The following is an 11,609-nucleotide window of genomic DNA, read 5'->3' on the forward strand; positions in this document are numbered from 1 at the left end:
TAGTTATAACCTTTGATATAGCCGCCAGTCTCATCAAATGACTTTGCCGCAGGCAGTGTTGCAGAAGCCTTTAGCAACGGCTTGACCGAATTAATCGTACTGCGATGAAGTGAAAAAGCGTTCCTGGCGTTTGAGGTTGAGCGCAGTGTTGGCCGGTTGTTGGCTTCGGGTTTCATGGGGTTGCCTGCAATGTTGGCTGGTCTGATGACATGATCGAGGTTAGCAATATCGGCCGGATAATTGGAGTCTGAAATTGTAGGTATGACGGGGCTTCGCGTTGTGTTTTGTCAATAAAACGAGATGTCCGGAGAGTTTGCTGGCTCTCGTTCAAGAGCCAGCTGATGATTAATTATTCAGTGAATGGCAGTTTGGCCAGGGTCATAAAATGGGCCAGGGTTTTGCTGAGTTCAAAGGCATCCTCACTCCCGGCCAGCTCTCTGATTGAGTGCATGCCGAAGGTTGGCAGCCCGAGATCCAGTGTGCGTACGCCTAGTACGCCAGCAGTCAGTGGGCCAATGGTACTGCCACAGGCCATATCGGTACGGGTAACAAAGTGCTGAACTTTGCTGCCGCTGGCCTGGCAAAGGGTGCGGTAAAGGGCCGAGGTTTCATCATTGGTGGCATAACGCTGGTTGGCGTTGACTTTGATGACTGCCCCATGATTCAGTTTCGGTGCGTGATGCTCGTCATGCTTGCTGGCATAGTTGGGGTGGATGCCGTGGGCATTATCCGTTGAAATCAGCATGGAGCGGTTCATGGCCCGGGTCAGTGCCTCACCGGTGCCATACATTCTTTCCAGTACGCTCTTCAGGAAAGGCCCCTGGGCTCCGGTGGTTGAGACACTGCCCACCTCTTCATGGTCATTGCATACCAACAGGGCTGTGGTGTCTGATGGTTGATGATTGAGCAGAGACTCCAGACCCACATAGCAGCTGAGCAGATTATCCAGGCGGGCACTGGCGATAAAGTCACCGTTCAGGCCAATAACGGCAGCACTTTGGGTGTCATAGAAAGAGAGGTCGTATTCCATCACTTGCTGACAGTCGCTGTGCCCTTGACGTATCAGCTCTTGTTTCAGCAGTTCACGGAAATCGACGGTTTCGCCATCGGCCAGTTGAAAAAGGATCGGTGGGATATCGGTTTGTGGATTGACGGCACGGCCACTATTGACCTCGCGGTCCAGGTGAATAGCCAGGCTGGGGATAATGGCGACTGCACGCTCAAAATTGATCAGTTGCTGGCAAAGCTGTTGCTGATCGTTGAGGTATTGGACACGGCCGGCGAGGGAGAGGTCACGGTCAAACCATGGGTTTAACAGGACGCCACCATAAACCTCAACACCCAGCTGAAAATAGCTGTGCTTATTTAACTCTGGCTGTGGTTTTACTTTCAGGCAGGGCGAGTCGGTGTGTGCCCCTACCATTCTGGCACCCAGCTCAGGTTTGCCCATGGTAAAGGCAATGATGGATGATCCGTTACGGGTTACGTAATATTTTCCGCCCTCTTTGAGAGACCAGGATTCGGACTCACTCAATGGCTGGAAGCCCGCTTTCTGTAGTTTGGCCACCATGGTGGCTACTGCATGATAAGGGGTCGGAGAAGCATTGAGGAACTGGATAAGCTCCTGATTAAAGTGTTCTTTGCTCATGGCGCTACCTTGCAATGTAAGCGGTGATCTTACTACAAAGATAGGTTTTATTTCATTGTTGAAACTGACCTGTTGCAGGATTGGATAATGCTGCCTGAGCCCACTAAAGTAAGTGGCTGTATGAACTTGTTGTTGATTGCTCTGTCTAAAAAGAATAATACGAATGAATTTACCCAAATGAATGAAATAAGCATGATCCCTCAAACATCTGCTGAAAACCCTTGCCTCATTTGCTTTGAGGATTTTTCCCAAGAGCCTGACCATGCATTATCTACCCTGAAGTGTGGGCACGCCTTCGGTCGTTCATGCATTATCGAATGGCGAGAAAGGAACACACGTTGCCCCATGTGCAGGCAAAATTTTTTTCTACCAAAAGAGACTCCTGACGGCAGTTTTACCAGTGCATTGAAGGATCAATTCTACAAAACCCTGTACAATCGAACGGTGTTGGCGTGCACACTTGTTTATGTTGGATTTTTTTTTGCAACCAATCTTGAGGCGTTGGCCCGCTATAATGCCACTGTTGTAGCTGCTGATCTTGCTTGTACCCTCGCCATAAGATACATCTCAGAAGTCAGTGATGATGTAATGTCTGTATTTTTCGGCAGGCTTGGCACTCAAAACAATCACTATCATAATCTGCCCCAAAAAATAGTGACTGAAGGTATTGTCAACTGTTCGCTCATTACTGCCGGTTGGCTAGGTCGGAAATGGCTTTTGGGTTTTTGACCGGGTTAAAGCGATAGGTAGTGATCTCACAAAAAATATGTTTGACTTCATTTTACGGGGGATCAAGAAGTTGTCCAGGAATAGACTGCCCTACGTGGCAACTGCCGTAAGGCAATCTATTCTCGGTCAAGCTCCAAGTGTGGCCAGGCGTTGATATCCATACCGTTTGTGCTGAGTTTGTCGAAGTACGGTGGCACCATCCTTCGACAAGCTCAGGATGAACTGGGTGTACGGGTATGAACGCTTTTCTGCACTAGTTCGGCAGCTGTACATTGACCTCGAGGATAGAACAACCATCCTGAGAGTCCAGCTTGATGTCAATACACTCCTGCTGGATCTCTATGTATTTTTGAATAACCTGAAGAATATCCCGCTCCATGGCTGGCAGAAAATCACGCCCACTTCGACTGCTTCGTTCATGGGCTACTATGATCTGCAGCCTTTCCTTGGCAATCGCGGCGCTGTTATCTTCTTTGCGTGAGCGGAATAGCTGCATAAGACTCATCCTATTCCTCCGAACATGCGCTGTAAGAACCCTTTTTTGACGGGTTCGAGAAAACGGTGTGGTATGTCTTCCCCAAGGAAGCGCGCTACCACATCGTTGTATGCCTGACCGGCATCACTGTCGGTATTGCATACGACGGGTACCCCCTGGTTGGAGGCTTTCAAGACTGAGGTGGACTCAGGAATCACACCAATCAGTGGTATCGCCAGAATTTCCTCGACATCCTGAATATTGAGCATTTCTCCCCGTGTCACCCGCTCAGGATTGTAGCGGGTTACCAGTAGATGCTCTTTGACGGGTTCAAGGTTTTCGACTGCACGACGGGACTTGCTTTGCAAAATACCCAGTATACGGTCAGAGTCCCGGACGGACGACACTTCAGGGTTTGTGGTAATAATGGCTTCATCAGCAAAGTAGAGGGCCATCAGGGCGCCGTGTTCGATACCTGCCGGAGAGTCACAGATGATGTATTCAAAGTCTTTTGCCAGCTGGTTCAGGACTTTTTCAACCCCTGTATGGGTAAGGGCTTCTTTGTCCCGGGTTTGGGATGCTGGCAGAATGGACAGGTTTTCTGTGCGCTTGTCTCTGATCAGCGCCTGATGCAGCTCGGCCTCGCCGTTAATTACGTTGACAAAGTCGTACACGACACGACGCTCGCAGCCCATCAGGAGATCCAGGTTTCTGAGGCCTACGTCAAAGTCAATGACAACTGTCCGGTGACCTTTAAGAGCCAATCCTGTTGCAATGGAAGCACTGGTGGTGGTTTTTCCAACGCCACCTTTTCCAGAAGTCACAACAATAATACGAGCCAAGGTGAAATCCTGTCATAAATCAAGAACTGAACTATTGTCCAGTATTTCTTAAAGTTTCTTTATGTGCAAGCTTTGTGCCTCGAGGGATACAATAACACTGCCGCCCCAGAGGGGATCACTGTTACTGGCTGCTGAGGGCATTTTATACTGACCGTTGATGGAAATGAGTTCGGCTTCAAACTGCAGGCAGAAAATACGGGCGTCAGTATTACCATTGACACCTGCCAGGGCCCGGCCGCGTAATGGACCATAGACGTGTATATTACCGGCGGCCAGAAGTTCTGCACCGGAACTGACCGGGCTGGTAATGACCAGATCGCCCTCGGCATAGACCTGCTGACCAGAGCGGATCGGATGTTCTATAAGTGTGGTCTTATGAATGACTGGTGATGTTTGCGTCTGGTTGGCACTCTCTGCTGCAGCGGGACTGGCGGTGTGGGATTTCTGCATGATGACCACATTGGTTTCAACATGGCTTTCCACATGAGCAGCAGAATTTTCTTCTGACCGGTTCCGTTGCCTTGGTGACGGGAGCCAGGGAATGCCTGCCATCATGGCGTCCTGTTTATGGCTTTCCTGGCCGCCGCGAACAGCAATCAGGATCAGGCCAAACTGTTGCAGGCTATGGCGCAATTGGTAAAGATCAATCGGTGGTTGTTCCGGGCTGAGTTGGTCGAAGGCGATGATGACAGGTGTCTGCTGGAAAAACTTGGGTGCCTTGCGCGTCATGTTCTCCAGCTGATTGGTGATATCCGCAGGATTGGTAGAATGCAATTCAAGAGTAGTCAGTGTATAAATACCACCGGTCATCTTGAAAGCTGCAGTACCGGTTTGCAGTTGAAGGGTCATAAAGTACAACTCTGGTTGTGTATAACGACTTTGTATGACGAGAGTCAGCAGATTAAATGGTCAGCTTTTTATACAACAGAATGTAGCGTAGAGAACTCAACGTTCAGATACAAGTATTGAATTAACCTATATGTCGCAAAACCCTGATGTTAACAAGCAGGCTGATGCCCGTGCAGACGACGTCTTTCGCCGGGCCTATCTGCACCCGAAGTACTGGCTTACCTGGCTGGTGATCGGGCTTACCGTTATTCCTTCGCTATTGCCTTATCGCTGGCTTCTCCAACTGGGACGATGGCTTGGACGTATCATTTACCATGTAGCGGGTGACCGTGTTCATGTTGCCCGGGTGAATCTGGAGAAGTGTTTTCCTGAGTTGAGCCAGGCTGAAAGAGAGGTACTGCTGAAGAAAAACTTTGAGTCAGTCGGCATTGGTGTTATGGAGGTTACCATCGCCTGGTGGTGGCCTGCCGGCAGGTTGGACAACATCGTTTCTTATCAGGGGCTGGAAAACCTGAAGTCTGATGATGGCACCCTCCTGATGGTTATGCATTTCACCACCATAGAACTGGCAGGTCGCCTGATTACCCAGCGCCACAGTGTGGATGCCACCTATCGAGAGCATGGGAACCCGGTCTTTGAATACGTTCAGCGTCGTTTAAGGCACCGTTTTGATCCTGGCAGCCAGTTGCTGAGAAGGAAGGATGTTCGTGGCATGCTGCGCTCATTAAAGTCGGGCAGAACCGTCTGGTACTCTCCTGACCAGGACTATGGCATCAAAAATGGACTCTATGTGCCTTTCTTCGGTATTCCCGCAGCGACCATTACCAGTACCTCACGCCTTGCCAAAGCGGGCAGGGCGAAAGTGATTCCCATGACGGTGACCCGGCTGGCTGGTGCCAAAGGCTACCGGGTTCAATTGCATTGTGCCCTGGAAGGGATTCCTTCCGGTGACGACTTTCAGGATGCGCTGCAGGTTAACCAGTTTGTCGAGCAGCAAATTCGTAAGCATCCTGAGCAGTATATGTGGCTTCATCGGCGGTTTAAAAATCGCCCTGAGGGGGAGGCGGACTTCTATCGGGGCTGACTGCCTGTCTGAATGCTCACTGATTGAGTGTCCGGAAATATCCTTAGTCAGAAATAGTGTTTCCCGCGTTCTTGCAGAGGGCGGCAGCTGGATGGACGCTGCTCTTATATTGAATAAAGCCATCAGCACTTCCCTGATGTCTGAAAATACCTATAGAAACCGTCGTTCAATGGCCATTTCTTTTTGTCACAACTTATGGCTTAAAGCCAGAATTAATGGCTCGCTGTTGAGCTTGCTTGAAAGTGTTGCGAAAAAGTAAATCCATATTCTCACGTAGTTGATCAGCACTTATATCTTCCCCACTTTGGTCGACTGGAGGAAAAAGCATCTGTAAGTTCACAACTTTATCATCATTGCTCATACTTTGATCAAACAAAAATTCCCTCAGTTGAGCAACAAATTGTTTATTTTTTTTCATAAGCTGATACTTATCACTATGAACCCTAACCCATTGTGTTCCTTCATAGTCTCCCTCAAACTTGTAAAAATCACCTTGGTATTCACCATAAAGCATTTTCTGGGCGGACCAACAAGGCTCGCCAATATCAGGGTCCAAAATGGTTTCAAGATCCCTGTAATCAGTATCATAAATTAACTTTGCCAATGGCTGGTATTTAACGGGATCAGCATTAAATAAATCATCTGGATTTTCAAGGCCATTGAATATTCCCGGATGATCTTTGTTTAATTGTTCAATTGTCTCTCGCTTTAAAGTTCCCGGAGAAGTGTAAGAACCAACATATAAAAGATAAAAATCATCATCAGAGGACAACTTTAGCTCAACAGAATCACCAGAGATAGATTCCGGCTGGTTCGGCTCTGTTGGCGACTGGCCAGCACCGGCAATGAACGAAGATGTTAGAGAAGAAGAGGGAGGAATCATAAGTCATACCGTTACTTGTTTATCTGGTAGGACAAAATAAAAACAGGAGGGTTCCCTGAACATAATAAAATAATTACATAATTCCAGATCACTGTCGGTAAGGCAGGCTACCAGGCTGAATAGTTGTACTCTTGTTGGGATAGACCGATTCTTTCCCCGACAGGAGGCGAGTGTCAGAAACTATCCAATATGCTCAATAATGGATATTTCCGTAGATTTTGTAGGTCTTTATGCTTATTATCTCTTCGGAAACTCCGGTGCATAAATGACCGGTTTGAATGGCATATCAGGCAGGATGTTTACCATGAACATGTAGCCAAAAAAAATTAACGTCCCTTTTTGTTTAAAGTTGATAACTATTGTTTTCACAGCTGCAACGGCTGTTCATTATTGAAGACCAAAGATTATGGAAGAGCATTTTAAGCTTGTTGATAAGCCGACCTTTTTTGGTGCGGTTATTTTGTTGATCTTGGTGGTTATACCGCTGGCACTGTTTCCGGATGAGGGCGCTCACTGGATTGCCATCGCAAAAACCTTTATGACGGACACAATGGGGGTGCTTTATCTGGGCCTGGGGCTGGCTGCCGTGGTGTTTATGGCCTACGTGGTATTTTCCGATATTGGCCAGATCAAGCTGGGTGATGCCGATGAGAAACCGGAGTATTCGACCACCTCCTGGGCGGCCATGTTGTTCTGTGGTGGCATCGGTGCCAGTATTCTCTACTGGGGTTGTATTGAGTGGGCCTACTATTATCAGTCACCGCCTTTTCAGCTGGCCTCGGGCAGTGAAGAGGCGGTTCGCTGGGCGGCCACTTACGGTATCTTCCACTGGGGGCCTGTTGCCTGGTGCATTTATATGATTCCGGCCATTCCCATTGCCTACTTTTTTCATGTGCGCAAAAACCCGGTTCTGAAGGTATCAGCTGCCCTGATGCCGGTACTGGGAGAAGCCCGCAGTAAAGGGCCTCTGGGCAAGGTGATTGACGTGCTGTTTATTTTTGGCCTGCTCGGTGGTGCTGCCACCACGCTGGGTCTGGCGGCACCTTTGATCAATGAGGGCATTACCTACCTGACCGGTATTCCAGCTACAAATGGCACCCAGATTGGTGTGTTGCTGTTGTGTACGGCACTGTTTGCCTATTCCTCGTACAAGGGAATGGATGGTGGTATCAAGCTGTTGAGCAATATCAACTTCTGGGGAGCACTGGGTCTGCTGGCTTTTGTCCTGGTGGTGGGGCCTACGCTGTTTATGGTGGAGACGGGTCTGGACTCCATTGGGCGGATGCTGTCCAACTTCTTCGTCATGGCCACCTGGGCAGAACCTTTCGGTGGTTATGGCACCTTTGAAGATACCCACTTCCCTCAGGACTGGACCATCTTCTACTGGGCCTGGTGGTTGGTATATGCACCCAGTATGGGACTGTTCGTAGCCCGTATTTCCAAAGGGCGAACCATTAAACAGATGTTCGGCGGTGCGATTTTCTGTGGCTCCCTGGGGTGTGCGGTGTACTTTATCGTACTGGGTAACTTTGGTCTGTCCCTCCAGCTTTCCGGTCAACTGGATGTTGTGGGTATTCTCAATACTGAAGGCCCAACAACCGCTATATTCAGTGTGCTTGAACAGCTTCCGTTCAGTTACGTGGTTATCGTATTGTTCACATTGCTCTGTATTATCTTTACTGCGACTACCTTTGACTCCATCTCCTTTATTCTCGCGTCAGTTGTCCAGACTAATGTGACTGAAGACCCCATGCGCTGGAACCGCCTGTTCTGGGCTTTCACTTTGTCACTGATGCCTTCTGTGCTGATGTTTATGGGTGGTCTGGCCACCTTGCAGACGGCAGCAATTGTCGGTGGTCTGCCGCTGCTGGTGATTGCGGTGATGTTGATGATTTCTGCAGTGAAAGCCACCATGCTGGATATCTCCCGCCAGGAAGGCTACGAAGAACCCACCATCAATATTGAAGAACTGCCGGAAGTGGACCCATGGAGCCTGGAAGGTTCTGCACTGGCCCGCTTTGAACAGCTGAAAGATCAGGCGACAGACGCCGTAATTGCAGAGCGTCAGGCCCATGAAGCGCTGGCTGCACTGAAAAAACAGATTCGCCGGGAGGCTATGGCTCGTGGTGCAACGGGGTCTGATCTGGGGGATGCACCTGCCCCATTGCTGGAGGAAGTTGAGCGATTAACCCGGGTTGCCATTGAGGCCAATGAGAAGCGGCAGGCTGCTTCTGAGTTGGCCCAGCAGGCGCGCATGGAGTTTAATGAGCTGATGCGTCAGAAAGAGGAAGAGCAGAAAGCGCTGGAGCGTCTGCAGGCTAAAGAAGAAATTCTGATGCGCATGGGTAGAGCTTGATTTTTTAAAGTTTAACCACTGCCCAGCCTGTTGGTAAAAGGGTTGGGCCATGTGGTTTGCTTAAAAAGCAGAAACCATCGCATTTGGTGATACTGGAAACAAACACGGGCTAACGACAGTATGGTGGTATACATCTGGCAAGAAAGTCCTCGTAAAGTTTGTCGAGGAAATTCGTAACCTGATCATGAGGGAATTGGTTGAGTCACATTGATATTTTGACTGATCGTATGAAAAGTTGGAACTTATCATAAGGCTGCTGGTCAAAAAGATCGTAATGAAATAATTACTGATCTCCGTTTGGAATGAGTCTGACTAAATCAGGCTCTGCCACTTGTTTAAAGCTGGCAGGGTGGAAAAATGAAGGAAGTTATTGGCAGGCTTATCCTGAGAGAAAGTCCGGCATTGACTGTATCTTATGGTCAATCCTTAATATCTTTTAACTCATAAAAGTATGAGAACACTAACATGTTTCCTGCAACTACCGACTATAAGTTTGTCCCCTCTACCCACACAGCTCAGCCAGCTACCCACACTGCCCAGCCGCCGTCTGGCAGCTCAGCATTAATAACTGCTGCCGTTTTTCAATCCTTTAAAACCCATATCACGTCGTTGCCTGAGGAAATACGCAGCAAAACTATTCAAGAAACGTTGATGTTTATACATGATCAGTTCCCTAATGAACTGCCGAAATTTCAACAAACCTTGGATAAACGAAGGGTAACCCTTGCTGAAAGCTCCTCTGAGACTGGGGCTGTATCGATAAGTCCGATGAAAAAATTAGTTGATGATCATAACTGCCCTGAATTAATTACTGATTTGAATAGTATGGTGGAAGAATTTAATAATAACTTAAAATATTTTATAAAATATTCACAAGATAATGAAATTTCTTCACACTTGAGAGAAGATGGTTCGAGAAGGTTTTCAAAGCAATTGGAAGGTTTTGGCAAGGATATTCACAAAAGGACTAACCAGGGTTGTGAAAGAGTTCGCGCGGATAGTAAAACCGTAGTAAAAACAAAGCAGAAGCTTGATGCATGGCACAACTCGGTAAAAATTCTTAGTCAGGGATTGCTTGATCCGTTACTTGATGGTCCAGAGGGACCCGATCACAATTCCACAGAGAAGGATAAAGCACTTTCCACTCTGAATGATATACAAAGTCTAAAGCAAAATGTTGGGAAAAATGATTATTTCAAGATTGATGGTATATTAAAATATTTAACTAAAAATGCACCACGGGAGAATATTTGTTCCCGCTTGAGTGATTTGATTCTTACGGATTTCATTGGTAGTGGTAACCTGATGCTATTCCAGAAAACCCTGCAGCGGTTATTTGATTATTATCATTTTATACCATTCGAAGGGCCTCTTGGTGAAATTACAGATGAGCTCTGTGAATCTATCCAAATATATGCAGCAATGAAGAAGCCGACTGGGTTCGATTATTAATTCAATGACTGGTGAAGGAAGTGGATCCGTGGAGCCTGGAAGGTTTTGTACTGGCCCGCTTTGAACGGCTGAAGGATCTGGCAACAGAAACCGTAATTTCAGAACGTCAGGCCCATAAAGTGCTGGGCTCAACTGAAAAAGCATATTCGCCGGCAGTCTTTTCCTGAGAGAAAAATCCGGCATTGACTGCATCTTATGGTCAATCCTGAATATCTTTTAACTCACAAAAATATGGGAATACTAACATGTATCCTGCAACTACTACCGGCAGAAATCAGTATGCCTCCAATATCCGCACAGTTCAGACGGTGTCTGACAGCTCAGCTTTAGTAACTGTTACCGTCTCTCAAGCCTTTCAAAACAATGTCAAGGCGTTAAAGATGTCTGACAAAGGCAAATGCAGCGAAGCTATTCAAGGAATGTTGAGGTTTATAAATAATGAGTTCCCTGATGAAATGTCGAGTTTTCAAGAAAAACCCTTTAGAGAACGAGGGGTGACGACCCTTGCTGAAAATTCCTCTGAGACCAGGGCTGTAACGATAAGTCCGATGGAGAAACTGATTGCTAATCATAAAAGCTTTGAGTTAATTACTCATTTGAATAGTTTGGTAGATGACTTTAACGCCAGGCTAACTGCTTTTACAGGCTATTATCACGATAGTGAACTTCCTCCATCCGTAAGAAAAAGGGAGTTGAACATCTTTTCACCAAAATTGAATGATTTTGGAAAGGATATTCTCAAAAAGACTAACGGGGATTGTGATACATTTTATGGGGGTAGTGAGTTTGCAGAGGAAACGAAACGGCAACTGGATGCGTGGCACAACTCAGTTAAAATTCTTATTGAGGGATTGGTTGATCCGTTACTTGATAAATCAGAAGGACTTGATCACAATTCCAGCGAGAAGGAAAATGCAATTTTCCTTCTGAAGGAAATACAAAAACTACAGCATGAGGATGGAAAAAAAGATTATCACAAAATTGATATTTTATTAAAATATTCATCTAATAGTACTGCATTGCGCGAAACTTTTCGTTCCCACATGAGTGATTGTATTCTTAAAGATTTTATTGGCAGTGATAACTTGTTAGTTTTCCTGAAAACAATGCAGCTGTTATTTGATTATTATCAATTTACCCCACACAATGAGCCTCTTGGAGAAATTACAAAAGACTTCTGCGACACTATCAAAAAGTATGCAGAAATGAAAAAGCCGGCTGGGTATAGTTAATTCAGAGACTGGTGGAAATAGACAGCATCTAAGAACTATCATTTTTAATAATATTGACT

General features: G+C 46.8%; 11 protein-coding genes. 6 read left to right on the forward strand and 5 right to left on the reverse strand.

Annotation, left to right across the window (positions count from 1 at the left end):
* Positions 1-349 precede the first annotated feature (349 nt).
* Positions 350-1,648, reverse strand: coding sequence for a M18 family aminopeptidase (locus tag ACO6V1_RS19650; protein WP_422448967.1), 1,299 nt, complete (start codon positions 1,646-1,648; stop codon positions 350-352).
* A gap of 87 nt (positions 1,649-1,735) precedes the next feature.
* Here ACO6V1_RS19650 and ACO6V1_RS19655 point away from each other — a divergent pair, with 87 nt between their 5' ends.
* Positions 1,736-2,377, forward strand: coding sequence for an RING finger domain-containing protein (locus tag ACO6V1_RS19655; protein WP_422468127.1), 642 nt, complete (start codon positions 1,736-1,738; stop codon positions 2,375-2,377).
* 253 nt (positions 2,378-2,630) lie between these two features.
* On the opposite strand, the gene minE is transcribed toward ACO6V1_RS19655, so the two are convergent.
* The 3 genes from minE to minC are packed head-to-tail and all read right to left on the reverse strand — an operon-like array spanning position 2,631 to position 4,543.
* Positions 2,631-2,882, reverse strand: a complete 252-nt coding sequence (gene minE / locus ACO6V1_RS19660) for a cell division topological specificity factor MinE (RefSeq protein WP_422468129.1) — start codon at positions 2,880-2,882, stop codon at positions 2,631-2,633.
* The gene (minD, locus tag ACO6V1_RS19665) at positions 2,879-3,694 is read right to left on the reverse strand and encodes a septum site-determining protein MinD (RefSeq protein ID WP_422468131.1); all 816 of its coding nucleotides are present in this window, start codon (positions 3,692-3,694) and stop codon (positions 2,879-2,881) included. Before minD ends, minE begins: the two co-directional genes overlap by 4 nt.
* A gap of 48 nt (positions 3,695-3,742) precedes the next feature.
* Complete coding sequence (minC, locus tag ACO6V1_RS19670) at positions 3,743-4,543, reverse strand: septum site-determining protein MinC (RefSeq protein ID WP_269673532.1); 801 nt, start codon at positions 4,541-4,543, stop codon at positions 3,743-3,745.
* Between the two features lie 130 nt (positions 4,544-4,673).
* On the opposite strand from minC, the gene lpxL reads away from it, so the two are divergent.
* Positions 4,674-5,627, forward strand: a complete 954-nt coding sequence (gene lpxL / locus ACO6V1_RS19675) for an LpxL/LpxP family Kdo(2)-lipid IV(A) lauroyl/palmitoleoyl acyltransferase (protein ID WP_422448959.1) — start codon at positions 4,674-4,676, stop codon at positions 5,625-5,627.
* Positions 5,628-5,820: 193 nt separating this feature from the next.
* Here the strand turns inward: lpxL and ACO6V1_RS19680 are convergent, their stop codons facing one another.
* The gene (locus ACO6V1_RS19680) at positions 5,821-6,510 is read right to left on the reverse strand and encodes a hypothetical protein (protein WP_422459981.1); all 690 of its coding nucleotides are present in this window, start codon (positions 6,508-6,510) and stop codon (positions 5,821-5,823) included.
* 406 nt (positions 6,511-6,916) lie between these two features.
* Here ACO6V1_RS19680 and ACO6V1_RS19685 point away from each other — a divergent pair, with 406 nt between their 5' ends.
* From ACO6V1_RS19685 to ACO6V1_RS19700, 4 genes are all read left to right on the forward strand, one after another.
* Positions 6,917-8,866 carry a BCCT family transporter gene (locus ACO6V1_RS19685; RefSeq protein WP_422468133.1) on the forward strand — a complete coding sequence of 650 codons (1,950 nt, stop codon included), beginning with the start codon at positions 6,917-6,919 and terminating at the stop codon, positions 8,864-8,866.
* A gap of 465 nt (positions 8,867-9,331) precedes the next feature.
* Entirely contained in the window at positions 9,332-10,318 is a 987-nt protein-coding gene (locus tag ACO6V1_RS19690) for a hypothetical protein (protein ID WP_422468135.1), read from the forward strand.
* Positions 10,319-10,329: 11 nt separating this feature from the next.
* Positions 10,330-10,485 carry a hypothetical protein gene (locus ACO6V1_RS19695; RefSeq protein WP_422468137.1) on the forward strand — a complete coding sequence of 52 codons (156 nt, stop codon included), beginning with the start codon at positions 10,330-10,332 and terminating at the stop codon, positions 10,483-10,485.
* 78 nt (positions 10,486-10,563) lie between these two features.
* Positions 10,564-11,550, forward strand: coding sequence for a hypothetical protein (locus ACO6V1_RS19700; protein ID WP_422448951.1), 987 nt, complete (start codon positions 10,564-10,566; stop codon positions 11,548-11,550).
* Positions 11,551-11,609: the final 59 nt, after the last annotated feature.

The sequence above is a fragment of the Endozoicomonas sp. ALC013 genome, assembly GCF_049310205.1.
Taxonomy (GTDB): Bacteria; Pseudomonadota; Gammaproteobacteria; order Pseudomonadales; family Endozoicomonadaceae; genus Endozoicomonas.

What these genes read in the sequence shown, in the direction of transcription:
- ACO6V1_RS19650 (WP_422448967.1), bottom strand. Translation starts at nt 1,648, where the DNA reads ATGAGCAAAGAACACTTTAATCAGGAGCTTATCCAGTTCCTCAATGCT.
- ACO6V1_RS19655 (WP_422468127.1), top strand. Translation starts at nt 1,736, where the DNA reads ATGCTGCCTGAGCCCACTAAAGTAAGTGGCTGTATGAACTTGTTGTTG.
- minE (WP_422468129.1), bottom strand. Translation starts at nt 2,882, where the DNA reads ATGAGTCTTATGCAGCTATTCCGCTCACGCAAAGAAGATAACAGCGCC.
- minC (WP_269673532.1), bottom strand. Translation starts at nt 4,543, where the DNA reads ATGACCCTTCAACTGCAAACCGGTACTGCAGCTTTCAAGATGACCGGT.
- lpxL (WP_422448959.1), top strand. Translation starts at nt 4,674, where the DNA reads ATGTCGCAAAACCCTGATGTTAACAAGCAGGCTGATGCCCGTGCAGAC.
- ACO6V1_RS19680 (WP_422459981.1), bottom strand. Translation starts at nt 6,510, where the DNA reads ATGATTCCTCCCTCTTCTTCTCTAACATCTTCGTTCATTGCCGGTGCT.
- ACO6V1_RS19685 (WP_422468133.1), top strand. Translation starts at nt 6,917, where the DNA reads ATGGAAGAGCATTTTAAGCTTGTTGATAAGCCGACCTTTTTTGGTGCG.
- ACO6V1_RS19690 (WP_422468135.1), top strand. Translation starts at nt 9,332, where the DNA reads ATGTTTCCTGCAACTACCGACTATAAGTTTGTCCCCTCTACCCACACA.
- ACO6V1_RS19700 (WP_422448951.1), top strand. Translation starts at nt 10,564, where the DNA reads ATGTATCCTGCAACTACTACCGGCAGAAATCAGTATGCCTCCAATATC.